We start from the raw sequence: 26,580 nt of genomic DNA, 5'->3' as shown, positions 1-26,580 counted from the left end.
CTTAGCTACCTGATTTTTTTATTTTGTGACAACACTTATGGCAACTGTAGATCTTTTTGCAATTGGTAATGCATTAATCGACCAAGAATTTAAAGTGTCTGATGATTTTCTTAGTCAACAAGGCTTGCAAAAAGGCACAATGCAGTTGTCCGATGGAGACACTCAATCTGCTCTTTATTCAGAGTTGAAACAGCATCAAGACTACAAGGGTCAAGCGAGTGGTGGTTCAGCAGCAAACACAACTGTGGCCTTTAGTGCATTAGGTGGAACTGCTTTTTATGGTTGCCGTGTTGGTCATGACGATTTAGGGACAGTTTACCTACAAGGCCTAAATGAAGCTGGCATTAAGACTACCCCCAAATCGATCAGTGAAGGCGTAACCGGTACCTGTATGGTATTAATTAGCCCTGACTCTGAACGCACGATGCACACCTATTTGGGTATTACTGCTGAACTTTCTCAAGATCAAATCGACTTTGAACCATTAAAAACAGCAAAGTGGCTTTATATTGAAGGTTATCTTTCTACAAGTGAAACGGCTCGTAAAGCTGTAAAACAAGCAAGAGAAATTGCAAAAGCAAATGGCGTTAAAATTGCCCTCTCTCTTTCAGATCCTGCCATGGTGCAATACGCTCGTGAAGGCTTGGAAGAACTTATGGATGATGGCGTAGATTTACTATTTTGTAATGAACAAGAAGCCTTAATGTATACAAATACAACGTCTGTAGAAGATGCTCTTGCTCAATTACGTTTTAAAAATCATACCGTAGTCATTACACAAAGTGCCAAAGGTGCATTAGTTTCTAACCCAACTCAACATTTTCATGTTGCGGGACGTCATGTTGAAGCAGTGGATACAAATGGTGCAGGCGATGCATTTGCAGGCGCGTTCCTTTATGCCCTCAACCATCACCAAGATTTGAATGCTGCGGCTCAGTTAGCCATCTTAATTTCGAGTGAAGTAGTCTCTCAATTCGGACCACGTTTAGCTGTAAATGATTATGCTAAACTTCTTGAAAATTTTCAGAAGGAATGTGCTTAAAATGGAAAGGATCTGTATGACGGAAGAAGTTCCTGAGCGTGAAGCTAGAGCTTTTGACACTTTACAAGGAACTACTATTTTCGTTACGCAACGTGACGGCGCATTCTATGCTTATCAGAATTTATGCCCTCACCTACAAACTGAGCTTGAATATTTAGAAAATCAATTTCTCGATCAAGACCAAGAATACATCCAGTGCTCTACTCATGGTGCTTTATTTACTGTGGAAACAGGCGAATGTATTTCAGGACCATGTTTAGGTGATTTTTTAAATAAAGTTGAGCTTAAAGTACATTCAGATGGCGGTATCTATATCGTAGACTGAAGCTATAAACATTAGAGTTTCTGCCATGGCTGATTTCTTTTTCAATTATTATCTTATGCCATTTCACTTAAGTGTAGTGGCTTTGATATTGCTCAGCGTGGTAGAAACCATTGGTATGTATATTGGACTGCGTCCAAGTCAGTTACTTAAAAAAATTGCACCGGATTGGCTTTCTAACTCACCACTACTTAATGTTAAATTTTCTAAAGCTCTAATTTTCGTTTTTTTACTCATCAATTTCAGTTATGCAGGTTACTTTTTACAACTCTCTTTCTTCGCAATACAGCATTATTTTATTTCACCATTCTATTTAATCGTCCCAGCACTTGTAATCGCAATCTTTTTTACTGTGTTCATGATTCACTGCCTTGACCAAGTGATTAAGCCGAAGCTTACACATACCAACTATAACCTTTTAGGGCGATTAGCGACTATTTCCAGTGGTAATGCCAGACCAGGTTTTTCTGCTCAAGCACGCGTACGTGATGAATTTGGTCAACTTCACTATGTTCAAGTAGAACCAGAATATGGTGAACTCGAATTATATTCCCAAGTCATTCTTGTCAAAGTACATAAAAGCCATTATGTAGCCAAAAAAATCTCTATCTCAAACGATCTTTTCGCACCCGATTAATCCTTAATAATTCTTCTAATCCATTATTGCTTTTTTGCAGGCTTTATTACGGCCTTATTTTATTATTTTCTTTTTTAATTAATTATTTATTATTCCGACTATTTTAGTTAGAAATAAAATGAACAAATATTATATACAACCATTTTAGTCGGAATTAAATTTAAAACAAACTATTTTAATCAACTTAATAATTTTATTTACAAGTGTTTTAGTAGGAATTAATAATCAATTCAAACTATTTTAGTATAGTATTATTTTTTAAATAATAAATATTTGTTTTTTATTAATTAATTATTTAAATATCCATTTAAAATATATTTATTGTTTATTTTTATTATATTTTGATTAATAATAAAATTAATATCAAATGAGGTTTAATTAATGAGCCTTAATTTTCAAAATCTTAATAGTCGTTTAATTAAAGAAATCACCATTATTTTAATAATAAAAATAGTGCTTCTTTTAACGATTAAACATATTTGGTTTGATGCTCCCACCATCCCCAAAAATTTTGACAATCAGGTCGCCGAGCATATTGCTGGCGATAACATTTCCAACATTAAGGAGACACGTTGATGATTTCTGAAAGCGTGGTTGATCTTTCGCGGTTTCAATTTGCAATGACCGCAATGTATCACTTTCTTTTCGTCCCTTTAACTTTAGGTTTGGCATTTATCCTTGCCATCATGGAAACCACCTATGTCATTTCCGGTAAAGAAATTTACAAAGATATGACTAAATTTTGGGGAAAATTATTTGGTATTAACTTTGCGTTAGGGGTAACGACTGGCTTAACCATGGAATTTCAGTTTGGAACAAACTGGGCTTATTACTCACATTATGTAGGTGATATTTTTGGTGCGCCATTAGCAATTGAAGGCCTTATGGCATTCTTCCTTGAGTCGACCTTTATTGGTTTGTTCTTCTTTGGATGGGACCGTTTAACTAAGGTCCAACATCTAGGTGTAACTTGGTTAGTTGCGCTCGGTTCTAACATGTCAGCACTCTGGATTTTAGTGGCGAATGGATGGATGCAAAACCCGGTAGGTGCTGCATTTAACTTTGAAACGATGCGTATGGAATTAGTCGATTTCGGCGCACTTATTTTCAACCCTGTGGCTCAGGTTAAATTCGTTCACACTGTATCAGCGGGTTATGTAACTGGTGCAATTTTTGTTCTTGCCATCTCAAGCTACTACTTGCTTAAAAAACGTGATCTTCCTTTCGCCCGTCGTTCATTTGCAATTGCTGCAATTTTCGGTCTTGCATCTACACTTTCAGTAATTTTACTCGGTGATGAATCTGGCTATGAATTAGGTGATGTTCAAAAAACCAAACTGGCTGCAATTGAAGCTGAATGGGATACTCACCCTGCTCCAGCTCCATTTACTTTATTTGGTATACCGAACCATGAAGAAATGCGGACAGATTATGCAGTTAAAATTCCATATGCATTAGGTTTAATTGCAACCCGTTCAACAACCAAAGAAGTTACTGGGCTTAAAGATCTCATGCAGCAGCACGAAGTTCGTATTCGCAACGGTATGCTTGCCTATGCTGAACTTGAAAAACTACGTGCAGGTGATCGCTCACCAGAGTTATTAGCTTCATTTGAAAAAAATCAAAAAGATTTAGGTTATGGCCTACTTCTTAAGAAATATGCACCAAATGTAGTTGATGCAAATGAGCAAAGTATTAAAGCTGCTGTAAAAGATACTGTTCCAAATGTTACAGCACTATTTTTCTCTTTCCGAGCAATGGTTGCCTCTGGTTTCTTGATGCTATTACTTTTCATTTTAGCAACTTGGGCTGTAGCAAAAAGAAATGCTGAAAATAAGCCTTGGCTACTTAAATATGCATTGTTTGCTCTGCCACTTCCTTGGATCGCTGCGCAAACTGGTTGGTATGTAGCTGAGGGTGGTCGCCAACCTTGGTCTATTGGTGAAATTTTACCAACACACCTATCTACGTCTAGTTTAAGTAGTGGGGATGTATGGGGTTCGATTCTTGCACTAGCAGCGTTCTATACCGCACTTTTAATTATTGAAATGTACTTAATGATCAAGTTTGCTCGTCTAGGGCCAAGCTCTCTGCACACTGGTAAATATCATTTTGAAAAGCAAGAACCAAAAGCAGCTGTTAATGGGGAGGCCTTATCATGATTGAATATGAACTATTAAAAATCATTTGGTGGGTGTTAGTTGGTGTACTTCTGATCGGCTTTGCTCTCACTGACGGTTTCGATATGGGTTCCATGGCTCTCATGCCTTTCGTTGGAAAAACCGATAACGAACGACGTGCGGCCATTAACACGATCGCTCCTCACTGGGATGGCAATCAGGTTTGGTTTATTACAGCAGGCGGTGCATTATTTGCTGCATGGCCAATGGTATATGCTGTAGCTTTCTCTGGTATGTATTGGGCATTACTACTGGTTTTATTCGCCCTTTTCTTACGACCAGTCGGCTTTGATTATCGTTCCAAACTTGAAAACACCAAATGGCGTAATTCATGGGATTGGGGCCTATGCATTGGAGGCGCTGTACCAGCTCTTGTGTTCGGTGTAGCCTTTGGTAATTTGTTTCTAGGCTTACCTTTTGGTTTAGATGACACTTTACGCTCTGAATATACTGGCAGCTTTTTTGCTCTTTTAAATCCGTTTGCATTAGTTTGCGGTATTGTCAGCCTTTCAATGCTCTGTGCCCATGGCGGTGCATGGCTCATGTTGCGTACAGACGATGCTTTAAAGCAACGCTCTGCAAAAGCAACCCAGATTATGGCAATGCTATTTTTAGCTTGTTTTCTTGTTATCGGAGCTTGGTTGTATTTTGGTCAAATACCCGGTTATAGCTATGCAGTAGCAATTGATCCAAATGCTGCACTCAACCCTTTAGCAAAAGAGGTAGTTACCAATAGCAACCCTGGTTGGATGAACAACTACAATACCTATCCAATTACTAAAGTTGCTCCAGTTCTTGCAATCTTAGGCGCAATCATTGCAATTATTGCAGCTTCAAAAGCAAAAGCAGGTCTAAGTTTCACTGGTACAAGTTTAATGATTGTAGGAGCAATTTTAACCGCAGGTTTTGCACTATTCCCGTTCTTACTGCCATCTAGCATTAATCCTAATTCTAGCTTGACGATGTGGGATGCTGTCTCAAGCCACCTTACTTTAGGCGTTATGACTGTAGCTGCTGGCATTTTTGTACCACTCATTTTGATCTATACCAGTTGGTCTTATTACAAAATGTGGGGCGTCATTACCAACAAACACATCGAGTCAAACTCGCATAGCTTGTATTAAGGAGAAGCAAATGTGGTATTTCGCATGGATCCTTGGCATTTTGATGGCATGTTTTGCAGGTGTACTCAGTGCACTTTATATCGAACATCATCAAAATCTAGATGAGGAATAAATCATGGCAAAAGCAATGACAGCATCAAATCATCGAAAAGTTCAAGCATTCGCAATGGCCCTTTCCTTTCTGTTGGCATTGCCTCTTGCTGCAATTTTGCTGGTTTACCCTTCACTCATGTTAGATGCAAACGGACACTACAATCATAGTCAACTCATGTTGGTGATGATCGGTATTTCTGGTGGCTTTATTTATGGAGTGGGTTTTGTACCAAACTTCTGGTTATGGAAATGGTTATTTAGTCCATTGATAGCATGGCCTCTCATGCTTTTAGGCTATTACATCTGGTTTCTAACCTAAACAAAAAAGACCTCATCTGAGGTCTTTTTTCATTTCAATCAATTTAATAGGTACCATTGGCACCCCTACATTTGCTTCAACTGGATATGGTTATTCATTACCCGTTTTCACATATCCACGTCGTTCATAATAAGCAATCAACTCTGAACGTACATCTAGCACATACATTACGGCATTGACCAGACAAGGAACTTCTTTCAATGCATATTGCTCCGCATATTCTAAAACAGAACGACCCACTCTCATATTTTGAACATGAGGATCTGTACAGAACGTCCCAACCTCAACCTGATTGTTTTCAAATGTAAGTCCAATGCATGCAACAATTTTGGAAGAGTTACTTTCCCCTACCAATAATGTCGAATTCGAAAGTTGTAGCTGTTCTTCTAATTGGTGCTCTGTAATACGTTGCCCTTTTACAAACTCAAGCTCAGTTGTCCAACTTCTACCTTATTGTTCTCGATAAGACTTATTAATTAAATCTACAAGCTGTGGAATATCAGCGAATTGAGCTAAACGGAAATTTAAATTAGTCATAAAATATACTTAGGCTATTTATAAAAATTCTAAAAATAAGGCCGATATTAAATCGGCTTTATTTTAAATAATAGCAATTGATTAATTTGATTGTTCAGCTAGCCAAGCCATAAATTTTTGACGCTCAGCTTTTGAGGCTTTCTGCCAAGTTTCAACTAACCGTTGATCATTCGTTTGTGCTACCCCTGTTACTGGCATAGACGTTGGAGTTGGCACAACAACTTGAGCAGAAGTAGGTTTAGCCGATGCATACACTGCTTCAGGCTGTGGTTTAGATGATTTAGTCGTAAAGTCAGTTACTTTACCCAACAAGCCAGTTGCAAACCATGGTTTTGCTTCATTGTTTGCACCCGTTTGTTTCACAATTAATTCATTATTTGCACTGTACAAAGCAACTGTTGGTTGTTCAGCATATTTCTTCGCATTTTCAAAGTCCTTAGGGACATCTACCATCGAAAGCTTGTAAGTTTTCCCATCTTGCAATGCAGGTGTTTGAATTGTGACTACACCAGATTTCACAATGTCATGCTCGCCATTTAAATGTTCAAAATATTCTTGGTAACGCACGCTTAAGCTAGTCTCACCTGCATCGACTTTATAGTTATTTTTAGATGAACGAAATAACCCAGAATTGACTTCTTGACCATTTACCGCAAGGATTACAATTTCCTCTGGTGCTGTAATTGTAACTGCTGAAAATACTGAACCACTGAGTAATAAACCAATTGCAGCAACACCTAATCTTAAAGTCATCTGTTTCTTTCTCTGTATTTGATAAGCTATTAAATCATGAGCAATATGCAATATGATTGTGACTATTTTATGACAGTGCAGTTATTGGCTAATTTTCAGATTTATTATTTTTAAAATATATAATTGAATTTCATCAATTTCCGTTTTATTTAGTCCTTTTATTAATTCTAAAGACATAAAAAAAAAAGAGCACCTAAATAGGTGCTCTTTTTAACTTTCAATTAGTTGAAAGTTTTGAAACGATCAGCATCATTAATAAATGCTTTTTCGCCTGCTGGTGCTTCAACTGAACCAAATACTAATTGAGCACGCAATTTCCAAGTTGCAGGCACATCAAATGCTTCAGCTGCTTCGGCATCAACAATCGGGTTATAGTGCTGCAAAGATGCTCCTAAACCAAGCTCTGACAGCGCAGTCCAAGTTGCAAATTGAGCAATTGCGCTTGAATGTTCAGACCATACAGGGAAGTTATCTGCATATAATTCGAATTGCTCTTGTAAATTTTTAACAACAGCTTGGTCTTCATAAAATAAAACCGTACCAGCACCTGCTACAAAGCTATCAATTTTTGTGTTTGTACCCGCAAAAGCTTCTGCAGGAACAATTTTACGTAATGCTTCACGAACTAAATTCCAAAATTTAGCATGAGATTCACCGTATAATGTCACCACACGTGAAGATTGCGAGTTAAAAGCTGAAGGGCTATGTTTAACCGCCTCACGAATTGTCTCTTCAATTTTAGTGCGATCTAATGCAACATTTTTACCAATTGCATAAATAGTACGACGGTTTTTAATTTTATCTAAGAAAGTAGACATTTTGTTATTTCCTACCTATTTGATTGACCATGGGCCGTTGTTTGGGAATGAATACAGTGTATTGAACTCATTTTTTATAATCAGCATTAAAAATATGACAGTTCGTTTTATTTTCGCAACAATAAAAAAAAGATATACATATAAAAAAGCTTCACCGTTTAGTGAAGCTTTTTATTGCTGACAACCAATTATTTATCAGTTTCAAACAGCGCAGCGACAAATGATTTAGCCGAGAATGGTCTTAAATCATCAATTTTTTCACCAACACCAATAAAACGAATTGGCACATGGGTACGGCTTGCAATATTAAAGAGCACGCCCCCTTTCGCGGTTCCATCTAACTTGGTAATTGTAATACCAGTTAAACCCACAGTTTGGTCAAACTCTTGCACTTGATTAATCGCGTTTTGCCCTGTACCTGCATCTACTACTAACATAATTTCATGAGGTGCAGTCGCATCAATTTTTTGCATAACGCGCTTAACTTTTTTAAGTTCTTCCATCAGGTTGCTTTTATTATGTAAACGACCTGCTGTATCTGCGATTAATACATCAATTCCTTTAGCACGAGCACTCTCAAAGGCATCAAAAATAACAGAGGCACTATCAGCTCCGTGACCTTGGGCTACAACAGCGATATCGTTACGTTCACCCCAGATTTGTAATTGCTCTGTCGCTGCGGCACGGAATGTATCACCAGCAGCCAACATTACTTTTTTACCTTCACCTTGCAAACGTTTCGCTAATTTACCAATAGTTGTGGTTTTACCAACACCATTTACCCCAACCATTAAAATCACATAGGGTGATTTGTTAGGGTCAATATGCAAAGGCTTAACACGTGGAGCCAACAAAGCAACCAACTCTTCTTGTAAAGCTTTATAAAGAGAGTGGGAATAGATCAAATCACCACGAGCAGTTCGCTCTGTTAAATTGGTAATGATCGTTTTAGTTGCCTCAACACCAATGTCTGCAACCAATAATTGCTCTTCGACTTCTTCGAGTAATTCATCGTCAATTTCCTTTCCACCGATCAGGATATTGACCATTCCATCAGCGAAATTACGACGAGTTTTGGTTAAACCTTCTTTCATCCGGCCAAAAAAACCAGATTTTGGTTGTTCAACCGCTGTTTCTGTTGAAGCCGATTCAACTTTGGCTACTTCAATGTTTTCTTGTGATTTAACAGGAGATTCAACGATGGGAACATCGATAGCAGGTAAATTAGGTAATGTGACATCGTCATCACCGATCTCAGCATCTATCAAGAATTTATTTTGCATATTCGATTGTTGTTGCATGCCGATTCCTTGAAAAGCAGCGCGTTTAAAAAGAGAAAGTTTAGCATAAATTCAAAATTTTGCCTGTCGCAATAGCACTCAAAAACCTTTGAAAAAACAAGATTTGCTGTTATTCACTCATTTACTGAGTATCTTCCTGAGCTAGAGCTGGATATTGCTTAACATGAGCACCTTCAAATTGGTAAGCATGCATTAACTTTAAATACTCTGCCCGATGAATTTCCGACTGAGCTATAAGCAACTCGGCCATGTCTTGAGTTCTTGGATAAGTCGCCTGATGAGACAGTTGGATAATTCGTTGATATTGATCCGGACTAATAGGCCGAAGTAATGCTAAATATGACAGCACAAAAATACAGCCAATGACAATAACCACAAATAGGTTAAAACATTGATCAACTTTTAACTCAGACTTTAATTTAAGAAAATTTTGTTTGAATATGAGCATGACCTACCTCGAATTAGTGTAGTGTAGGGTTCAATGCACATAAGCACAAGATCAAACATCCAGTAAGGTTAATAATCGTACCTTACTGGATAGTATGCTTAACTTATTAGTGAACGAATGACAGAAAAGTATAAAATTGCCGCAATAATAACCAAGACTAAAAACATGGCAAAAATACTTAACCCCTCTTCTGCATCAGCTGGATGCAACTCATCTTCATCGGCAATTTTTCGAAGCTCCCCATCATAGACTTGATAAAACCAGTTTTTTTGGGTCGGTTCCAAATGCCCAGCAAAATCAAATACCCTTTTGCGCTGTGCAAGACAATAATCCCCTAAATGGATTTCCTGATGAAAGATAGCTTCATCTAATAATTTACGGTGATAATGGGCCAGTTCTATGATTTGTTCCTCTTTAGGCGGAGTATCAAAAACAAAGCCATCGATTGTATTTGTCATATTTTATTCTCCTTGTCTTTTATTCTCATATTGATTTTAATCAAAATTATTTGTGAATAATGTTTAATCATGTATCCTAATAGTGAACTAAGCGATATGCACTAATAGTTGACAAATCCATCAATTTGTAATATTAGTTTAATAATTCTAAGTTAAATTAATTTAAAGGCAGTGGCCTTTAGAAAAAAGTAATCATAATTACAATAAGGAGTTTTCTATGATTCAACGTATCTCTCATCATGATTTAGAACATGTATATGCAACTGCAGTAAACACAATTCATTCTCAAATGAACTTTCAAGATGCAGTTACACAGTTAGAAGAAGTTGCTCGCGCTGGGCACGGTAAAGCTGCTCTATTCTTAGCAGAATTGTATTATCAAGGTTTCCGTGTTGAACGTGACTCACTTAAAGCACAATATTGGCAAAAGTTAGCCACAATGCAAGCATAAAGAAACGTCACTTAGGTGGCGTTTTTTTATGCCTGTAAAAACTTTCTATAAATATAATTTACTACGCACTTCGTTTGTCTTGCACCAACCAAAGCTATAATCGCTTTGTCTGGCTCAGGTGGCGTTTTTTTTGCCTGTAAAAACTTTCTATAAATATAATTCACTACGCACTTCGTTTGTCTTGCGCTTCACCAAAGTTTTAGTCGCTTTGTCTTACTCAGGTGGTCTTTTCTTTAGCTGGGAATATTTGTTTACGATTTGATACCTGTTTAAACTGAAATGTCATCTATTTTTTCTATAATAAGCAAGACAAGTTAAGAACCATTAAATTGACAATGAATAGTTTAAGCAATCTACAACCGGTTTCAAAAGACTTGATGATTAAGATTTATATTTTAAGAACCATGATGTACTGCGGAGTTCTTTGGGGATTATTTCATCAAGGTTGGGCAATTAAATCGGATAATGAAGATTTTATCTTTCCTTTCTGGCTCAATGGATTGCAAGCTCACCGCTACGCCAAAGAACATTGGCCACATTACAAACCAAGAAGAATTACCCCCAAAGATTTTCATGAATCTTTATTGCCAACATTAACCCGACTCAACGTCACTCCTGCTTTGTTTAACTCTTCTCACCGGAAGTTGAAATTATCTACTCAGCAAATGCATCATTTCTTTTTTAAACATCCGCACTGGCAAGAAGCCTAAAGTTTTCTTTAGGTTCTTAACCACTATTAGAATGCTTTTTGAACGCTTGAGTGTAAAACTTGTATTTGAATGACTATCAAGTCTTTGCATTTTTATAAAATCAAGCTAATTTAAAACAAAATGATAAAACACGGGATAGAAGAAATGACAATCGTTGCACAAGTAATCAAAAACAAATCAGAGCAAGATATTTTTACAATTTCTCCAGAAGCCACTGTCCTTGAAGCCATTAAAATCATGGCTGACAAAGGAATTGGTGCGTTAGTCGTAGCCGATGGTGAAAAAGTTGTCGGAATTTTATCTGAACGTGACTACACGCGCAAAGTGACGCTTATGGAACGTTCTTCATATAGCACTACAGTCGCTGAAATTATGACATCTAAAGTACTTACTGTAAGTTTAAACAACACAGTTGAAGAGTGTTTACAGTTAATGACAGATCGTCACTTACGTCATTTACCAGTATTGGACAATGAAAAATTAGTTGGTTTTATCTCTATTGGCGACTTGGTAAAAGCAGCAATGGAAGATCAGAAAAACTTAATTGAACAGTTAAAGCAGTATATCTCTGGGTAATGCTTTGAAATAAAAAATGGGCACATTAAGTGCCCATTTTTATACTAAAACTTAAAGATAGTTATTAATCAAAGTAACTAAACGCTCTAACAAGTCATCGGCCTGCGCTTGAGTCATATTAATAGGCGGTAATAGACGAACTACCGAACCTGCTGTAACGTTGATAATAAACTTATGTTGATCACGAGCAATAGCAACGAGTTCAGCACAGTCTTTAGGTAATTGAATACCAATCATCATACCAAAACCACGCACTTGAACATTCTTGTCAGCTAATTTTGCACGAAGTTGATCAACAATATAACGTCCTACTACCGCCGCATTTTCTACAGCATTCTCTTTTTGAATTGTATCAATGACTGTATAAACCACACGAGAACCTAGTACAGTACCGCCATAGGTAGAACCATGACTACCAGGTCCCAATAAACCAACAGCTTTACCTTGTGTCATTACAGCACCCACTGGGAAGCCATTTCCGAGTCCTTTCGCAGTCGTCAGGACATCAGGCACAATGTTGGTGTGCTGATATGCAAAATATTTACCAGTACGCCCATTACCTGTTTGAATTTCATCTAGCATCATAAGCCAGTTATGCTGATTACAAATATTGCGAACTTCTTCAAGATAGCTAAAGCCTTGAGGAGCAGTATTAATACCACCCTCACCTTGAATTGGCTCAATCAAAATTGCAACAATATCTGGATGCTGTAAAGCGGCTTCCTGAATTGCTTCCACATCACCAAACGGCACACGAATAAAATCATTCACCAAGGGAGCAAATCCATCTTGTACTTTTTTATTACCAGTTGCTGAAAGTGTTGCCAAAGTACGACCATGAAATGATTGTTCTGCCACAATAATCTTTGGCAAACGTACACCTTGTTGGGTACCAAATTTACGAGCAATCTTAATCGCACCTTCATTTGACTCAGCACCACTGTTTGAAAAGAAGATCTCTTCCATGCCAGAAACCTCAGCAAGCTTCTGAGCAGCAGCAGTTTGCCAAGGGATTTCAAATAAATTACTTGTGTGCACAAGTGTTGCAGCTTGTTCAGCAATAGCTTCTGCAATGACTGGATGTGCATGACCCAAACCACATACAGCAATACCAGTTAAGGCATCTAGATATTCTGTACCATCTTCAGTATATAGATATGCCCCTCGGCCTCGTACAAAACTGATCGCTTGGCGACCATAAGTAGCCATTAAGTGTGATGGTTGATCAGGTTGTATTGGAGCTAGGGTAATATCAGTCATAACGAACTCTGTCTGTATGAGGTTTTAAGAAGGGTTTATATAAGCAAAAACTGGCTCTGATGAAAAGTCTCATCAATCATTTATCTAAAATTTCGTCCGCTTTTCGCTATCACTTCGGTTTATACAATAAAATATGAAGATTCAATGCAACTTTAAGTAATCAGGTGGTTTGCAAAGCGATGTAAACACCCCCTATAATGCTGCTAGATTAGTTGAGGATCTATTTATGACTGAACAAGCACGTGATACTGAAGCGTTAATCCGCGATCAAATTGCGAAGCATCCCGTTTTACTTTACATGAAAGGCACTCCACAGTTTCCACAATGTGGTTTCTCTGCACGTGCTGTAGAGGCGCTCAGTCAAATTGGTCGTCCATTTGCATATGTAAATATTTTGGAAAATCCTGATATTCGTGCAATCTTACCAGCAATTGCGAATTGGCCTACATTCCCGCAACTTTGGGTAAATGGCGAACTTATTGGTGGTAGCGATATCATGCTTGAAATGTTCCAAAATGGTGAATTAAAACCATTAGTTGAACAATATAGCGCAGCTCCAGAAGCGTAAATAATAAAAAAGCCAATCAATAGATTGGCTTTTTTATGCTCTCAACTTTAAAAATCGCTCACTCCCACATAGCGGAATAAACCCTCCACACCTAAATCAGATTTTAAAACAATCAGATTCTCATAAGGTGTCGTAGTTAGAGCTTCAAAAATATTCATATTTGGATCTTCGTGTAACTCATCCACGCTCTGATTCATGCACTCTTCAAATCGATCTGCAACAAACTCGAATCCTAAATCCATAGCAATAAATAAAGTATGTTCACATGGCTGAACGTATTGCTCTTGTGTCCAGTCAATTATCGCTTGTTTGCAAAATGGACACTCGATATTCATAGAGGCATCGTTAAGTTCTATCAATTGATAAGGCATTAGATTTGAAGTAGAGAAAAATTATAGTGTAGAAGAAATTGATTAATAGTTCTATAGACAACCCATAAACCCAATTAAAACACACACATTAAAATTACAACGTAATTACAATATAATTTCAAATTTATCTCCAGCAATTAGATAATGAATTTATCTCCTGCTTACAAAAAATTTAGTATAAGAATTATCGTTGCAAAAATAATGATGTAAAATCATGGTTGTTGCAGAAATAGGATATTTTAATGCTCACTGATCTTGATGATTTTTATTGTTTTGCTCTCGTTGTTGAGCATGGCGGCTTTAGTGCTGCTGAGCGTGTAACGGATATACCAAAATCAAAATTAAGTCGTCGTGTGTACAGCTTAGAAGAAAACTTAGGCGTTCGCTTAATCCAACGTAGCTCTCGTCATTTTGCCGTTACAGATATTGGAATGGATATTTATAGACATGCTCAAGTCATGATGAATGCTGCACAAGCTGCTCATGATTTGGTTGATCATTTAAGTATTCAACCTAGAGGTGTGGTGAAGGTTAGTGTGCCTGTTGATATTGCTCAAAACCAACTTCCTAAAATCCTACCTGCTTTCTTAAAAAAATATCCTGAAATTCGTTTGCAACTTATGGTCAGTAACCGCCGAGTGGATGTCATTAATGAAGGGATTGATATCGCTTTACGTGTTCGCTCAAAACTAGATGACGATCCGAGTTTAGTTCTTAGACAGTTTGCCCTTATAGAACAAAGTTTATTCGCAAGTCAGGCATATTTAAATGAGTTTGGGGATATAAAAAACCCTGAGCAGCTCAGTGAACATCGCATTTTAAGTTTATCTGAAGAACATCTTGATCAACAATTCATTTTGCATGGACCTGACAATCAACAAAAGAAAATCAAAGTGAGCCCGATTGTAATGGGCACAAACATACACATGTTGGCTCAATTGGCTAGTCAGAACTGCGGTATCGCATTATTGCCAGAGAGTGCAGCAGAAGATTTCCTGAAGTCTGGGCAACTTCTACAGATATTGCCAGATTGGAAAGCGCCTCATGGAATATTACATGCTGTATATCCATCACGCCGAGGGTTGTTACCTGCTGTTCGAGTATTCATTGACTATTTAGTCGAACATCTTTCTGAGCGTTAAAATAAAAAAAGTTCGATAAATTATCGAACTTTTTTATATTTTTTAAATTGCAGGATAATTTCCCACACCTTCGGGCCATGGTGTTAATAGTTCAAAGCCAGTATCTGTTACTGCAACCATATGTTCCCATTGAGCAGATAACGAAAGATCTTGAGTAATGACAGTCCATCCATCATTTAACTCTTTCACTTGCGGCCTACCTGCATTCACCATAGGCTCAATGGTAAAAACCATTCCTTTCTTTAAAACCAAACCTTGCCCACGCTGCCCATAGTGCAAAACATTGGGTTGTTCATGATAGACCTTACCGATCCCATGCCCACAATATTCTCGAACAATACTATAGCCTTCTCGGTGAGCAACCGATTGAATAGCATAACCAATATCACCCAATGTAGCTCCTGGCTTAACTGTATGGATACCAGCAACCATCGCTTCATAAGTTGTATCAACCAGTTTTTTTGCTTGTGGGTTTACATTACCCACAAAATACATGCGGCTCGTATCGCCAAAATAACCATCTTTAATAATTGCAACATCAATATTAATAATATCGCCATCTTTTAAAATTTTATTCGGCGATGGTATCCCATGGCAAACAACTTCATTTACTGAAGTGCATATCGTTTTTGTAAAACCGTGATATCCAACATTAGCGGGAATAACTTTTAAATTATTTACAATATAGTCATTACAGAGGTTATCTAAATATTCAGTAGATACGCCCGGTTTAATATAGGCCTCTATCATTTCTAAAACTTGCGCGGCCAAGCGTCCAGAAACTCTTAATTTTTCCAGATCTTGTTCAGTTTTAATGGTAACAGTAGAAGCTCTCATTCAATTCTATCCTCGCAGACAAGAAACATGCCCGTCCCTACAAAACCTAAGGTAATTCAAAATATTTTAGGATGAATATAAGTCAGACCAAAAGCCTAAAATGCTTAAATATCCAGCATTCATAGTAAAAGTTTATCTTTTTATTCTTACATATTTTTTATAAAAAGTCAGAACTTAAAAAGAAGTTCTTTTGTCCTTTTAATGGCTTTTCAAGCACATACTTTAACCAAACAATCGCATATAACACCATATATCGTTTTAACCACCCGAAAAAAAGCTTTTTCACATAAATTAGCGCTTGAACATGATTACTTTTGCTCTAAAATTCCTTCTTTTTTATTCACTTTTAATTTATGCAACATCTTCGTACTGGAGATATTATTGCCTTAGGTTTTATGACCTTTGCCCTTTTTATTGGTGCTGGCAATATTATCTTTCCTCCCATCGTCGCTCAACAAGCTGGTGAACATGTCTGGTTAGCTGCACTAGGCTTTTTGATTACGGCTGTCGGCTTACCTGTAATTACCATTATGGCACTCTCTCGCATGCAGGGATCCATTGAAATTATTAGTTCTCCCTTAGGTCGAGTAGCAAGCCTGATTTTAACTGTTGTTTGTTATTTATCAGTTGGACCTCTATTTGCTACTCCACGTACAGCTACTGTTTCTTATGAAATTGGTTTTTCCTCTTATTTTGGAACCTCAAGTAGCAGTCTTCTAATCTATAGTGCAATCTATTTTTCATTTGTAACTGTAGTTTCACTTTATCCAAACAAGCTTTTGGATACAGTAGGACATGTACTTGCCCCGCTAAAAATTATTGCTTTAGCAATTTTAGGCATTGCAGCAGTTATGATTCCTGCGGGTTACGTACCTGCTCCGATTAATCAATACGTTGCGTCTCCTGTTTCCGAAGGTTTCGTAAACGGCTATCTCACCATGGATACCTTAGGTGCACTCGTATTTGGTATCGTTATTATTCAAGCGATTTACTCTCGCGGTGTAACTGATAAAAAGTTAGTCACCAAATATGCAATTATTGCCAGTCTCATTTCAGGTATTGGTCTTACTTTAGTTTATTTAAGCTTATTCAAATTAGGTTTAGGTAGCCATGAAGTAGCACCAAATGCAGCAAATGGCGCAGTAATTTTACATGCATATGTACAACATGCTTTTGGAAATATGGGTTCATTATTCTTAACTGGCCTCATCTTTTTAGCATGTATGGTTACAGCAATTGGCTTAACTTGTGCGTGTGGTGAGTACTTTGCTCAGTTAACCAAATTACCATATAAGCTTTTAGTCTTTATTTTAGTTGGTTTCTCTTTCATTATTTCGAATCTTGGCTTAACTAAACTGATTGCTATATCAGTACCTGTCTTAAGTGCAATCTATCCACCTGCAATTGTGGTGATTATGCTGAGCTTCTTTTGGAAATTTTGGCACAAGCCTTCTTTTATTGTCGGTTCAGTAACGAGTATTTCTTTAATTTTCGGTATTATTGATGGTCTTAAAGTGGCAGGTTTCAGTGATTATTTACCTAAATTTCTTCAACATTTACCATTAAATGAACAGAACCTAGCATGGTTGATCCCATCTTTAGTTGTTCTTGTAATTACCGTAATTATCGACAAAGTTAAATTCAAAAACATTTAATTTAGTGGCTTTTTTGAAATCGAGTTTTATCCAAACATGATTTTATATATTGAATAAAATGCTGTGTTTACCCAGCCAGCATTTTATTTCCACACTAGCTTTTAATGACAAATCAACAATAGATATAATCAATTTTTACTGTAAAATTACACTAAAATAATTTTTAGCTTACTCAGGAAAGAAGAGCAACAATGAAAACTAAATATTACTTAACATTAGCAGATGCAGAGTTTTTAATGGAAGAAGCTCAAAAATATGCTATTGAACACAACTTTAAAGTCAGCATTGCGATTGTTGATGAAACAAGCTCTCTATTACTCATGAAACGTTTAGATGGCGCCTCTCCTTTAAGTTCACATCTATGCTTAGAAAAAGCAAAATGCTCTTCAATATCAGGTAGACCGTCAAAATTTTACGAAGAACTTCTAAAAAGTGGACGTCTTGGTTTTTTAAGTATGCCCAGCGCTCAAGGGATGCTAGAAGGTGGAAAACCTATTCTTTATGAAGGTCAAACTTTAGGTGCTATTGGTGTATCAGGTGTTCAATCTTTTGAAGATGCAGAAATTGCTCAACATGCAATCGACGCTTTTTTAAAAAAGTATAATAGCTAAAGTAAAATGACAGGAAAGAGAAATTAATCCACTTTTCACTTAAATAATTTCTCTTTTCTAAAAGAATAAGTATTTCATACAAAAATATTAAACATTTACCTTTTTAATACCTTAAACCTTTATAAATATAGAGGTTTTTATAAAACTGCTCAAAAAAATTGCTATTCTCTCTTGAATTGAATTAAAAATAGCAGTAAAACATTAAGCTTAAAACTTATTCTTGACTAAAACATTAGGTTTTAGCACAACTACAAGGAGGGATGGAGATGTTATCATTACATTTCAACAAACAAGTCTTCATTAACACTCTGAACAGCAAAGATTCAGTTGTTTATGGAGTAACGCCGCTTGCTCTTATGCTGACCTTACTGTTTCAAGGTATGATTAAAGGAAATTTAAAACCCGAATACTTTATGTATGCGATGGTTGTTTCTTTCATATTTTGTTTGTGGGCCTTTGTCGATCATAAGATGCGAAAATTAGCTAAAAGACGTCTTAGTCAACAATAACTGTAAGATTAAAAATGGATGAGTAATCATCCATTTTTTATATATCTAAAAATAAAAAAATTGTTCCCATAACTAAAATAGCTGTTGCTAATAATTCAGCAATAATCAATGCAACCATCATTAAAGACATTAACCATGAAGGCAGGTTAAGACGACCTAACCGATGGGGTCGTTTAAATTGATTTGTAGTGTCCTGTAAATACCCATGTACGATATAAACTAAAATTGAAAAGCTAAAAAATAAGAGATTTGCTAACACACTCCACAAAGTAATATTTTCAGTTAAAACGGTAAAATAACTTAGTACAGCAAGAATTAAGCTAGCAGCTGCGTAAAGTAAGCTACTTCGATGAGCAATATCCACATAATAATGTGCACGACTCAATTCCGAACGGCGTATTTGCCAATATTTCCACACCCCGGTTAACATACCTATCCATAAAAATATGCCACTAAATACAATGGCCAACTGTACAGCCTTTGGTAAATCCATCTTTTTCCCTTTTATTCGTTTTATTAAATTTCTATGAGCTGTATAGCATAAATCCTGACTTTATAGTCACATTTTAATCAAGTATCATTTTAGAACTCATGTAAATTAAAGTCATCAACAAGCTAATCATTACTTAATATTATGGATAACACTTTTGAATCATTTTGGATGACCTGCAAAGATGGTTATCAACTTGCTGCACAATTTTATCCAGCTCAATCAAAAAAGTCGGCCAATCCTGTTTTGATTTGCCCAGCCACTGGTATTACCAAAAATTTTTATCATGCTTTTGCTACATGGTTAAGCCAACAAGGTTATGAAGTATTAAGTTTTGATTTCCGTGGAATTGGAGACTCATTGCATGGACCTTTAAAGCAAAGTGAAGCAAGTATTAATGATTGGGGAACACTTGATATTCCTTGTGCAATTGATGCTTTATTAGAAAAGACACAAGCAGAACAAGTTACTCTTCTTGGCCATAGTGCTGGTGGGCAACTGTTAGGAATTGTGCCTAATTTTCGCAAAGTAGCAAAAGTTGTTGCGATAGCAGGTTCTACTGGCAACGTAAAAGGCCTAAAAGGAAAAACCAAGTTTCTGGCACCTGTCATGTTTAAGGTTATCTTTCCAATTTCTAGTACTTTAAAAGGTTATGGCGCTACTCAATTTATTGAGATGGGTGAAAACTTGCCTAAAAAAGTTGCTCAACAATGGAGAGAGTTTTGTAGCAACCCAGGCTATGTAAAAAATGCCATAGGTAAAACTGTCTTTCAGGATTTTCATACTGAAATTATTTGCCCGATTACTTCGATTTGGGCAAGTGACGATGAAATTGCCACTCAACATAACGTTGAAGAATTATTAAGTTTATATCCTAATGCATCTACTAAAATGCTAGAGCTCAATCCTCTAAAACTCGGATATAAATCAATCGGACACATGCTAATGTTTAAAAAATCACATCAAAAGATCTGGCCTCTTTTAGAGCAAGAAATTCAATACTAATTTTCAATTCATCATTTACTTTTTGCCTCTATACCAGTAATCCGGTTTAGAGGTTTTTTTTATTATTAAAACTCCCTTCTCTTTTATAAAATAATCTTATTAAATTTATAGTTATCACTAGATAAGTAAAATATATTCAACATTCACTTCTTTGTATTAAAAACGAGCATTTTTTACGTAAATACGTCGATATAGCTTTAAAGTTCTGCTATGGTAATTTATCTGAAGCTGTTGTTTAAAAACGGTTAAACTAACCTATTTTAATACAAACAGCTTCTTTTTTTCTGTTTTAGCTAAAGCCAAAGAAATTGTTCAAGGATAATTATGCTAGCACTAGAGCCTCAACATATTCATATGAATCAACATGCTGTTGATAAACAACATGCATTACAGTGTCTAGTAGATATATTAGTGAAAGATGGGTTGGTTACTCCTGACTATATAACAGGACTTATCAACCGAGAACAGCAAAGTGCGACCTATTTAGGTCAGAGAATTGCAATCCCCCATGGGACTCCTCAGTCACGAGAATTTATTTTAAAAACTGGTATTCGTTTAGCCCATTTTCCAGAAGGAATAATATGGGATGGGGAAAATACGATTTATTTAGCTGTTGTTATTGCAGCAAAATCTGATGAACATTTACAAGTATTACAAATATTAACTAGAGCGTTAATGCAGGATGTAAGTGAACAAGTAAAAAATGCATCACAACCTGAACAAATTATTGAACTATTACAAGCTCAACCATTATCTTTAACACTACATGAAAATTTAATTCAAACTGAAATTGAAGCTCAAGATATTGAAGATTTGTTTTGGGCAGCAACTCAAGTGCTTAAAAAACAGAATTTCGTAAAATGTGGTTTTTTAAGTTCTCTAGCTCCAGAGCAAGTCATTCAGTTGCAAGACCAGATCTGGTCTGTTTCTAGTAATCAGTTTGTTCAACAACCAGCTATTAGTATTGTAAAACCACGTCATCCCTTAGATTTAAACGGGCAGAAACTAAATACTTTAGTCTGTGTTGCTGCAAATGATCAGTTAGATAGCCAAAGATTTAATCGGCTGATTGATATTTTATTTAATCCAGAACAAGTTGCACAACTAGATCAAACCCAAGCACCAAATGAAATTGCTAAAATTATTGGTGCGGAAGTGATTCCCGATTGGCCAAACCGTTCAGTTGTATTGGCCAATGCACATGGATTACATGCTAGACCCGCGACTCATTTAGTGAACTTAACAAAAACTTTTCAAGGCGATATTCAAGTTGCAGTAGATGAAGGTAGTTTTGTTTCAGCTAAGAGTTTGACTCGCTTATTGGCTTTAGGATGTAAACGCGGCCAAACTTTACGTTTCATTGCTGAACCAGGAACAGATGCAGTAGAAGCCTTAGATAAAGTGATTTTGGCAGTACAACAAGGCTTAGGGGAAGAAATTGAACCACTACTCTCTTCAGATACCAAAGAAGACAAAACCCCTCAAACAGTAACATCATTACCAAAAACATTGAGTACAAATACAGGTATTCCGGCTTCTAGTGGTTTAGCTTTTGGCCCAGTACATGTCATTAAACCTAAAGTTTATCAATATGAACGTATGGGTTTAAGTGTTAAAGCTGAGAAAGAAAAACTTGATATTGCTCTTCATGCAGTTAAAAACAATATTCACCAAGTGATTGCGAAATCTGAAGCTTCTGAAATTAAGCAAATATTCCAAGCACATTTGGAAATGCTTGATGACCCCGATCTCATTAATGGTGTTTATCAAAAGATTAACTTAAATCTTTCTGCCCCTGCTGCTTGGCATGAACATATTGAAGCAGCAGCTAAAGAGCAAGCGGCTTTACCAGACCGTTTACTGGCTGAACGTGCTACAGACTTACGTGATATTGGTGATCGAGTTTTGGCTCAACTCTGTGGTGAAGTTATCATCGAAGAACCTAAAGAGCCTTATATCCTGATCATGTATGATGTCGGGCCAAGTGATGTCGCTCGCCTTAATAAAGATCGTGTTGCTGGTATTTTAACAGCTGTTGGCGGTGCTAGTGCCCATAGTGCTATTGTTGCGCGTGCTTTAGGTATTCCTGCCATTGTTGGTGCTGGTGATCAAGTATTAGATATTGAGCAGAAAAGCTCTCTTCTAATTAATGGAGACACGGGAGCTTTTGTTTTAGATCCAACTACTCAACAAATCGAACACGCAAAACAGGAACGTGAGTTTCAACAAAAAATTCGTGAAGAGGCTGAACGCCACTGCCAAGAACCTGCGATTACTCTAGATCAACACCAAATCGAAATTGCAGCCAATTTAGGAAAAGTTCAAGCTACAGCCCACGCAGTAGAATGTGGCGCGGAAGCAATTGGCCTACTTAGAACAGAGCTTGTTTTTATGGCTCATAGCAGCGCCCCAAATGAGGCAGCCCAAGAAGCAGATTATCGGGTTGTCTTAGATGCACTTGCTGGTCGTCCTCTCGTAGTACGCACTTTAGATGTAGGAGGTGATAAACCTCTGCCTTACCTACCGATTGCAGAAGAAGAAAACCCGTTTTTAGGACTAAGAGGCATTCGCTTAACCTTAAGACGGCCAGAGCTATTGCGTCAACAACTTACTGCTTTGCTTAAAGCCGCAGATGATCGCCCTTTAAGAATCATGTTCCCAATGATTGGTCGTGTAGAAGAATGGCGTGCAGCTAAAGCAATTCTTGATGAAGTAAAAGCTGCATATACGTGTGCGAACTTACAAGTTGGCATTATGATAGAAGTTCCTTCTGCCGCATTACTTACCCCTATTCTTGCTCAAGAAGTGGACTTTTTCAGTATTGGAACAAATGACTTAACTCAATATACCTTAGCTATTGACCGTGGCCATCCTATCCTGTCTGCTGAAGCAGATGGTCTTCATCCAAGTATTTTGCAATTGATTGATCAAACAGTAAAAGCTGCACACAAATATGGCAAATGGGTAGGAATATGCGGTGAACTAGCAGCTGATCCCAAAGCTGTACCTATTCTTATGGGATTAGGTGTAGATGAACTCAGTATGTCACCGAATAGTATTGCCTTGGTAAAAGCACAGATTCGTACACTAAACTACAGCCAAGCTCAAATACTTGCACAGCGTGCACTTGAATGTGATAGCGCCCCTGCTGTACGTCAGTTATCCGAACAAGAACTGTAAAGATTAGGAATGGTAATGGCTAAAATTTTAACAATTACTTTAAATCCTGCAATTGATGTGACCATTCAACTCAATGAGTTGCAGATAGGTGAAGTAAATCGCCAAGAATCTGTAGAGATTCATGCTGCTGGAAAAGGGCTTAATGTTGCACAAGTTTTAAAAGATTTAGGACATGATGTTATTGTTTCCGGTTTTCTAGGCACTAGTAATCGACAGATTTTTGATACACATTTTGAGCAAGTTCAATTTCAATCTGAATTTATTTATATTGAGGGTGAAACGCGCCAAAATATAAAAATTGCTGAACATTCCGGCCGTATGACCGATTTAAATGGAAAAGGATTTTTAGTATCTGAACTAGATAAAAAGAATCTATTCCAAAAAATCGAAATGATTTTGCCGCAAGTAGAAGTCGTTGCTATTGCTGGTAGTCTTCCACAAGGTTTTAGTATTGATGAGTTTCAAAAGCTTATTAAGCTCATTCAAAAACATGGTAAAAAAGTTGCCCTTGATACAAGTGGTAAAGCGTTAGTCGCTGCAATTGAATGCCAACCATGGATGATTAAACCAAACACCGATGAGTTAGTAGAAAGCTATCAGCTTCCTGCCACAACCTATACTGAACAAAAAAAGCTTTTTAAAAACTTAGCTAAAATTGAGCATGTCATTATTTCGATGGGTGAAGACGGTGTAAACTGGCTACATGAAACACATCCACTACATGCCCAAGCCCCTAAAGTGATCGTTAAAAGTACCGTTGGTGCGGGCGACTCTCTTTTAGCAGGGATGATTCATGGCCTAATAAATAACTTCTCTGCCGAAGAAACATTGAAAACGGCTACGGCAATTGCGAGCCATGCTGTAACACAAATTGGCTTTCGTATTCCAAATGCTGAAACGCTAAACCAATTAAAAGCCCAAACTACAATCAATTCATTGAGTGAATCTGATGCCAACTGCTAAACATTTATTATTTGTCATTAATAGTCCGCAACAGCAAGTCAATGCTTTGATTTTAGCTCGAAAGCTTGCACAGGTAGCATCCCAACGGGGTTACGAAAATAACATAATTTCGCTCGATGAATTCGAAGAAAATCAAAACTTTGATCAAGTGATTGTTATTGGACAACGTCCGAAAAATCTTAATATTTTTGGTACACACCCTTTATCTTTAATTAGCATTGAAGAAATTAAAAATGATGCTTATTCAGCTTTCCAAACTGGCTTAGATCATTTAAAGCCAGCTCAAGATTGGCAGAGTGCTAATACGCCATCGCCAAATAAAGCGACTAAATTTGTTGCAATCACTGCGTGTCCTACAGGTGTTGCTCATACCTTTATGGCTGCTGAAGCATTACAACAAGGTGCAGAAAAACTTGGTTATGAGATTGAAGTAGAAACACAAGGTTCCGTGGGTGCAAAAAATATTTTATCAGCCCAAGCTATTGCTGAAGCGGACATCGTGATTCTTGCTACTGATATTGAAGTTAACACAGACCGTTTTGTGGGCAAGCGTGTTTACCGATGCGGTACTGGTTTTGCATTAAAGCAAACAGATAAAGCCTTTGCTGAAGCGATTAGTAATGCACAAGTTTTAGATCAAGGTAAGCAACAAACATCAGCAGAGAACAAGGATAAAACCGAAAAAGTTGGCGTATATAAACATCTCTTAACAGGTGTTTCTTATATGTTACCTATGGTGGTGGCTGGTGGCCTTCTAATTGCCCTATCCCTATGCTTTGGCTTAAATGCTGCTGAGCAAGCAGGCAGTTTACCAGCCATATTAAAACAAATTGGGGCCGCTGCATTTATGCTCATGGTCCCTATGTTATCGGGTTATATTGCCTACTCCATTGCTGATCGCCCTGGCCTCGCACCTGGCTTAATCGGCGGCTTACTCGCCTCTCAATTACAAGCAGGCTTTTTAGGCGGCATCGTTTCAGGTTTCCTTGCGGGCTATATCGCACTTTTTATTGCAAAAAAACTCAAACTTCCTACTAGTCTAGAAGCACTTAAACCAATTTTAATTATTCCTTTGTTAGGAACATTATTTGTTGGCCTTATTATGTTCTATGTGGTTGGACAACCTGTAGCACATATTTTCGAGCTCATGAAAGACTTCCTAAATAATATGGGTACAACAAATGCTGTGTTAATGGGAATTATATTAGCAAGCATGATGTGTATCGATTTAGGCGGTCCAATCAATAAGGCAGCCTACGCTTTTACTGTCGGATTATTGACAACAAATACCTATATGCCTATGGCAGCAACAATGGCGGGTGGTATGGTCCCTGCTATTGGTATGGCTATTGCGACTTTCGTGGCTAGAAATAAATTTAGTACAGGAGAGAAAGATGCCGGAAAAGCCGCTTTTGTACTAGGTTTATGTTTTATTTCAGAAGGTGCAATTCCTTTTGCAGCAAAAGACCCAATGCGTGTTATCCCAACCTGTATTTTAGGTGGTGCAGTAACTGGCGCACTTGTTGCACTATTCCACTGCGAGTTAGTTACTCCTCACGGCGGTGTATTTGTTCTTTTAATTCCCAATGCAATTAATCATGCTTGGTTATATCTTGCTGCAATTGCTGCCGGCAGTATTGTTACAGGAATAAGCTATGCAATTGTTAAGAAAAAAGTAGAAGAAAAAATTGTAACCATTTCATAAATTTTAAAAAGGGAGAATATTAATTCTCCCTTTTTAAATTAAATACTATTCAACAATCTGTTTTAATAATGCTTATATCACTTACTCTGAGTAGCTCTCGCCATAATCTATGCAGGTACTTCTTCTATCAACATAACAGTTAAAGTTTCGTGTTTTTGAGATTTAACAGATGAGTGACCTACTGCCTGAGTAAAAATTGTTAAAAATATAATTTATAGACAAAAAAGCTAAATTTATAATGCTAATCATTCAACTAGTTTTTTAATTTTATATAAAATAATCAATAAGTTGTTAAATAAACCCATTTTATTTTGCTAAATAATAGATGATTCATGTTAAATGTATGGTAAATTTCATCAACAAAAAAACAAACTAAGATATTGATATTAATAAATATTTTATATTTAAATATCTTGATTTTTCATAGTTATGACTTTAGAGACAAAAACTATCTCGTTCAATGCCACGGTCAAATCATAATTTTTTTTCTACGATGCGTTTGCAAGTCAATATCG

At 36.9% G+C, this 26,580-nt stretch carries 29 protein-coding genes and 1 pseudogene; 20 read left to right on the top strand and 10 right to left on the bottom strand.

Features of this window, described 5'->3' with window-relative positions; genetic code table 11:
- The first annotated feature begins 37 nt into the window (after positions 1–37).
- The 8 genes from F936_RS08705 to F936_RS08670 all read left to right on the top strand — a co-directional run bounded on the left by F936_RS08705 (position 38) and on the right by F936_RS08670 (position 5,717).
- Positions 38–1,042: an adenosine kinase gene (locus tag F936_RS08705; protein WP_005046667.1), complete on the top strand. Its 1,005-nt coding sequence runs from the start codon at positions 38–40 to the stop codon at positions 1,040–1,042.
- Positions 1,043–1,058: 16 nt separating this feature from the next.
- Positions 1,059–1,367: a Rieske (2Fe-2S) protein gene (locus F936_RS08700; protein WP_003652095.1), complete on the top strand. Its 309-nt coding sequence runs from the start codon at positions 1,059–1,061 to the stop codon at positions 1,365–1,367.
- A 25-nt stretch (positions 1,368–1,392) separates the two neighbouring features.
- Positions 1,393–2,001 (top strand): OB-fold-containig protein, encoded by a 609-nt coding sequence (locus F936_RS08695; protein ID WP_003652096.1) that lies wholly within the window; start codon positions 1,393–1,395, stop codon positions 1,999–2,001.
- Positions 2,002–2,382: 381 nt separating this feature from the next.
- Positions 2,383–2,577: a cytochrome oxidase putative small subunit CydP gene (cydP, locus tag F936_RS08690; RefSeq protein ID WP_003652097.1), complete on the top strand. Its 195-nt coding sequence runs from the start codon at positions 2,383–2,385 to the stop codon at positions 2,575–2,577.
- Complete coding sequence (locus F936_RS08685; protein WP_005046665.1) at positions 2,577–4,163, top strand: cytochrome ubiquinol oxidase subunit I; 1,587 nt, start codon at positions 2,577–2,579, stop codon at positions 4,161–4,163. Before cydP ends, F936_RS08685 begins: the two co-directional genes overlap by 1 nt.
- Positions 4,160–5,305 carry a cytochrome d ubiquinol oxidase subunit II gene (cydB, locus tag F936_RS08680; RefSeq protein WP_003652099.1) on the top strand — a complete coding sequence of 382 codons (1,146 nt, stop codon included), beginning with the start codon at positions 4,160–4,162 and terminating at the stop codon, positions 5,303–5,305. Before F936_RS08685 ends, cydB begins: the two co-directional genes overlap by 4 nt.
- A gap of 10 nt (positions 5,306–5,315) precedes the next feature.
- Entirely contained in the window at positions 5,316–5,417 is a 102-nt protein-coding gene (gene cydX / locus F936_RS18750) for a cytochrome bd-I oxidase subunit CydX (protein ID WP_000270276.1), read from the top strand.
- Positions 5,418–5,717, top strand: a complete 300-nt coding sequence (locus F936_RS08670; protein WP_080547604.1) for a cyd operon YbgE family protein — start codon at positions 5,418–5,420, stop codon at positions 5,715–5,717.
- A 12-nt stretch (positions 5,718–5,729) separates the two neighbouring features.
- Here F936_RS08670 and F936_RS08665 read toward each other — a convergent pair.
- The 6 genes and pseudogenes from F936_RS08665 to F936_RS08640 all read right to left on the bottom strand — a co-directional run bounded on the left by F936_RS08665 (position 5,730) and on the right by F936_RS08640 (position 10,032).
- Positions 5,730–6,254 (bottom strand): annotated as a pseudogene (locus F936_RS08665) (GNAT family N-acetyltransferase).
- 81 nt (positions 6,255–6,335) lie between these two features.
- Positions 6,336–7,007, bottom strand: coding sequence for a YccT family protein (locus tag F936_RS08660; RefSeq protein ID WP_003652104.1), 672 nt, complete (start codon positions 7,005–7,007; stop codon positions 6,336–6,338).
- A 221-nt stretch (positions 7,008–7,228) separates the two neighbouring features.
- Positions 7,229–7,825, bottom strand: coding sequence for a nitroreductase family protein (locus tag F936_RS08655; protein ID WP_004643073.1), 597 nt, complete (start codon positions 7,823–7,825; stop codon positions 7,229–7,231).
- A 188-nt stretch (positions 7,826–8,013) separates the two neighbouring features.
- Positions 8,014–9,126: a signal recognition particle-docking protein FtsY gene (gene ftsY, locus F936_RS08650; RefSeq protein ID WP_005046659.1), complete on the bottom strand. Its 1,113-nt coding sequence runs from the start codon at positions 9,124–9,126 to the stop codon at positions 8,014–8,016.
- Between the two features lie 121 nt (positions 9,127–9,247).
- On the bottom strand, positions 9,248–9,574 hold the full coding sequence (locus tag F936_RS08645; RefSeq protein ID WP_003652108.1) for a hypothetical protein: 327 nt from the start codon (positions 9,572–9,574) through the stop codon (positions 9,248–9,250).
- Between the two features lie 98 nt (positions 9,575–9,672).
- Positions 9,673–10,032, bottom strand: a complete 360-nt coding sequence (locus tag F936_RS08640; RefSeq protein WP_005046658.1) for a hypothetical protein — start codon at positions 10,030–10,032, stop codon at positions 9,673–9,675.
- A gap of 217 nt (positions 10,033–10,249) precedes the next feature.
- On the opposite strand from F936_RS08640, the gene F936_RS08635 reads away from it, so the two are divergent.
- The 3 genes from F936_RS08635 to F936_RS08625 all read left to right on the top strand — a co-directional run bounded on the left by F936_RS08635 (position 10,250) and on the right by F936_RS08625 (position 11,769).
- Positions 10,250–10,483 (top strand): SEL1-like repeat protein, encoded by a 234-nt coding sequence (locus F936_RS08635; RefSeq protein ID WP_003652111.1) that lies wholly within the window; start codon positions 10,250–10,252, stop codon positions 10,481–10,483.
- Between the two features lie 335 nt (positions 10,484–10,818).
- Entirely contained in the window at positions 10,819–11,193 is a 375-nt protein-coding gene (locus F936_RS08630; RefSeq protein ID WP_005040064.1) for a DUF2750 domain-containing protein, read from the top strand.
- A gap of 144 nt (positions 11,194–11,337) precedes the next feature.
- The gene (locus F936_RS08625) at positions 11,338–11,769 is read left to right on the top strand and encodes a CBS domain-containing protein (protein ID WP_003652114.1); all 432 of its coding nucleotides are present in this window, start codon (positions 11,338–11,340) and stop codon (positions 11,767–11,769) included.
- A 51-nt stretch (positions 11,770–11,820) separates the two neighbouring features.
- On the opposite strand, the gene F936_RS08620 is transcribed toward F936_RS08625, so the two are convergent.
- Entirely contained in the window at positions 11,821–13,029 is a 1,209-nt protein-coding gene (locus F936_RS08620; RefSeq protein ID WP_005046657.1) for an aspartate aminotransferase family protein, read from the bottom strand.
- Positions 13,030–13,255: 226 nt separating this feature from the next.
- On the opposite strand from F936_RS08620, the gene grxD reads away from it, so the two are divergent.
- On the top strand, positions 13,256–13,597 hold the full coding sequence (grxD, locus tag F936_RS08615; RefSeq protein WP_004643080.1) for a Grx4 family monothiol glutaredoxin: 342 nt from the start codon (positions 13,256–13,258) through the stop codon (positions 13,595–13,597).
- A gap of 47 nt (positions 13,598–13,644) precedes the next feature.
- Here the strand turns inward: grxD and F936_RS08610 are convergent, their stop codons facing one another.
- On the bottom strand, positions 13,645–13,968 hold the full coding sequence (locus F936_RS08610; RefSeq protein WP_005046656.1) for a hypothetical protein: 324 nt from the start codon (positions 13,966–13,968) through the stop codon (positions 13,645–13,647).
- 242 nt (positions 13,969–14,210) lie between these two features.
- Here F936_RS08610 and F936_RS08605 point away from each other — a divergent pair, with 242 nt between their 5' ends.
- Positions 14,211–15,110, top strand: a complete 900-nt coding sequence (locus tag F936_RS08605; RefSeq protein ID WP_005046655.1) for a LysR family transcriptional regulator — start codon at positions 14,211–14,213, stop codon at positions 15,108–15,110.
- Positions 15,111–15,152: 42 nt separating this feature from the next.
- On the opposite strand, the gene map is transcribed toward F936_RS08605, so the two are convergent.
- Positions 15,153–15,947: a type I methionyl aminopeptidase gene (gene map / locus F936_RS08600; RefSeq protein ID WP_003652125.1), complete on the bottom strand. Its 795-nt coding sequence runs from the start codon at positions 15,945–15,947 to the stop codon at positions 15,153–15,155.
- Between the two features lie 353 nt (positions 15,948–16,300).
- Between map and brnQ the strand changes: the two genes are divergently transcribed.
- The 3 genes from brnQ (at position 16,301) to F936_RS08585 (ending at position 18,722) form a co-directional block, all read left to right on the top strand.
- Entirely contained in the window at positions 16,301–17,602 is a 1,302-nt protein-coding gene (gene brnQ, locus F936_RS08595; protein WP_005046654.1) for a branched-chain amino acid transport system II carrier protein, read from the top strand.
- 191 nt (positions 17,603–17,793) lie between these two features.
- On the top strand, positions 17,794–18,213 hold the full coding sequence (locus tag F936_RS08590; protein ID WP_004643084.1) for a GlcG/HbpS family heme-binding protein: 420 nt from the start codon (positions 17,794–17,796) through the stop codon (positions 18,211–18,213).
- 266 nt (positions 18,214–18,479) lie between these two features.
- Positions 18,480–18,722 (top strand): hypothetical protein, encoded by a 243-nt coding sequence (locus tag F936_RS08585; RefSeq protein WP_004643085.1) that lies wholly within the window; start codon positions 18,480–18,482, stop codon positions 18,720–18,722.
- A gap of 37 nt (positions 18,723–18,759) precedes the next feature.
- On the opposite strand, the gene F936_RS08580 is transcribed toward F936_RS08585, so the two are convergent.
- Positions 18,760–19,215 carry a hypothetical protein gene (locus tag F936_RS08580; protein WP_005040049.1) on the bottom strand — a complete coding sequence of 152 codons (456 nt, stop codon included), beginning with the start codon at positions 19,213–19,215 and terminating at the stop codon, positions 18,760–18,762.
- Positions 19,216–19,356: 141 nt separating this feature from the next.
- On the opposite strand from F936_RS08580, the gene F936_RS08575 reads away from it, so the two are divergent.
- The 4 genes from F936_RS08575 (at position 19,357) to F936_RS08560 (ending at position 26,065) form a co-directional block, all read left to right on the top strand.
- Positions 19,357–20,217 carry an alpha/beta hydrolase family protein gene (locus tag F936_RS08575; RefSeq protein ID WP_005046653.1) on the top strand — a complete coding sequence of 287 codons (861 nt, stop codon included), beginning with the start codon at positions 19,357–19,359 and terminating at the stop codon, positions 20,215–20,217.
- A 324-nt stretch (positions 20,218–20,541) separates the two neighbouring features.
- A complete protein-coding gene (gene ptsP / locus F936_RS08570) occupies positions 20,542–23,397 on the top strand; it encodes a phosphoenolpyruvate--protein phosphotransferase (protein WP_005046651.1) in 2,856 nt (951 codons plus the stop codon).
- A gap of 15 nt (positions 23,398–23,412) precedes the next feature.
- Positions 23,413–24,360 carry a 1-phosphofructokinase gene (pfkB, locus tag F936_RS08565; RefSeq protein WP_005046649.1) on the top strand — a complete coding sequence of 316 codons (948 nt, stop codon included), beginning with the start codon at positions 23,413–23,415 and terminating at the stop codon, positions 24,358–24,360.
- Positions 24,347–26,065, top strand: coding sequence for a fructose-specific PTS transporter subunit EIIC (locus tag F936_RS08560; RefSeq protein ID WP_005046646.1), 1,719 nt, complete (start codon positions 24,347–24,349; stop codon positions 26,063–26,065). Before pfkB ends, F936_RS08560 begins: the two co-directional genes overlap by 14 nt.
- Positions 26,066–26,580: the final 515 nt, after the last annotated feature.

Source organism: Acinetobacter calcoaceticus DSM 30006 = CIP 81.8 (genome assembly GCF_000368965.1).
GTDB classification, from domain to species: domain Bacteria; phylum Pseudomonadota; class Gammaproteobacteria; order Pseudomonadales; family Moraxellaceae; genus Acinetobacter; species Acinetobacter calcoaceticus.
The sequence above is the reverse complement of the archived record's forward strand: the minus strand, read 5'-3'. Positions and strand labels throughout refer to the sequence as shown.

Coding starts and splice junctions, on each gene's coding strand:
- grxD (WP_004643080.1), top strand. CDS start 13,256: ATGACTGAACAAGCACGTGATACTGAAGCGTTAATCCGCGATCAAATT.
- F936_RS08560 (WP_005046646.1), top strand. CDS start 24,347: ATGCCAACTGCTAAACATTTATTATTTGTCATTAATAGTCCGCAACAG.
- F936_RS08585 (WP_004643085.1), top strand. CDS start 18,480: ATGTTATCATTACATTTCAACAAACAAGTCTTCATTAACACTCTGAAC.
- F936_RS08590 (WP_004643084.1), top strand. CDS start 17,794: ATGAAAACTAAATATTACTTAACATTAGCAGATGCAGAGTTTTTAATG.
- F936_RS08645 (WP_003652108.1), bottom strand. CDS start 9,574: ATGCTCATATTCAAACAAAATTTTCTTAAATTAAAGTCTGAGTTAAAA.
- ptsP (WP_005046651.1), top strand. CDS start 20,542: ATGCTAGCACTAGAGCCTCAACATATTCATATGAATCAACATGCTGTT.
- ftsY (WP_005046659.1), bottom strand. CDS start 9,126: ATGCAACAACAATCGAATATGCAAAATAAATTCTTGATAGATGCTGAG.
- F936_RS08620 (WP_005046657.1), bottom strand. CDS start 13,029: ATGACTGATATTACCCTAGCTCCAATACAACCTGATCAACCATCACAC.
- F936_RS08630 (WP_005040064.1), top strand. CDS start 10,819: ATGAATAGTTTAAGCAATCTACAACCGGTTTCAAAAGACTTGATGATT.
- F936_RS08580 (WP_005040049.1), bottom strand. CDS start 19,215: ATGGATTTACCAAAGGCTGTACAGTTGGCCATTGTATTTAGTGGCATA.
- pfkB (WP_005046649.1), top strand. CDS start 23,413: ATGGCTAAAATTTTAACAATTACTTTAAATCCTGCAATTGATGTGACC.
- F936_RS08610 (WP_005046656.1), bottom strand. CDS start 13,968: ATGCCTTATCAATTGATAGAACTTAACGATGCCTCTATGAATATCGAG.
- cydX (WP_000270276.1), top strand. CDS start 5,316: ATGTGGTATTTCGCATGGATCCTTGGCATTTTGATGGCATGTTTTGCA.
- F936_RS08685 (WP_005046665.1), top strand. CDS start 2,577: ATGATTTCTGAAAGCGTGGTTGATCTTTCGCGGTTTCAATTTGCAATG.
- F936_RS08655 (WP_004643073.1), bottom strand. CDS start 7,825: ATGTCTACTTTCTTAGATAAAATTAAAAACCGTCGTACTATTTATGCA.
- map (WP_003652125.1), bottom strand. CDS start 15,947: ATGAGAGCTTCTACTGTTACCATTAAAACTGAACAAGATCTGGAAAAA.
- F936_RS08640 (WP_005046658.1), bottom strand. CDS start 10,032: ATGACAAATACAATCGATGGCTTTGTTTTTGATACTCCGCCTAAAGAG.
- F936_RS08635 (WP_003652111.1), top strand. CDS start 10,250: ATGATTCAACGTATCTCTCATCATGATTTAGAACATGTATATGCAACT.
- F936_RS08695 (WP_003652096.1), top strand. CDS start 1,393: ATGGCTGATTTCTTTTTCAATTATTATCTTATGCCATTTCACTTAAGT.
- F936_RS08625 (WP_003652114.1), top strand. CDS start 11,338: ATGACAATCGTTGCACAAGTAATCAAAAACAAATCAGAGCAAGATATT.
- F936_RS08700 (WP_003652095.1), top strand. CDS start 1,059: ATGACGGAAGAAGTTCCTGAGCGTGAAGCTAGAGCTTTTGACACTTTA.
- F936_RS08575 (WP_005046653.1), top strand. CDS start 19,357: ATGGATAACACTTTTGAATCATTTTGGATGACCTGCAAAGATGGTTAT.
- F936_RS08660 (WP_003652104.1), bottom strand. CDS start 7,007: ATGACTTTAAGATTAGGTGTTGCTGCAATTGGTTTATTACTCAGTGGT.
- cydB (WP_003652099.1), top strand. CDS start 4,160: ATGATTGAATATGAACTATTAAAAATCATTTGGTGGGTGTTAGTTGGT.
- F936_RS08705 (WP_005046667.1), top strand. CDS start 38: ATGGCAACTGTAGATCTTTTTGCAATTGGTAATGCATTAATCGACCAA.
- brnQ (WP_005046654.1), top strand. CDS start 16,301: ATGCAACATCTTCGTACTGGAGATATTATTGCCTTAGGTTTTATGACC.
- cydP (WP_003652097.1), top strand. CDS start 2,383: ATGAGCCTTAATTTTCAAAATCTTAATAGTCGTTTAATTAAAGAAATC.
- F936_RS08605 (WP_005046655.1), top strand. CDS start 14,211: ATGCTCACTGATCTTGATGATTTTTATTGTTTTGCTCTCGTTGTTGAG.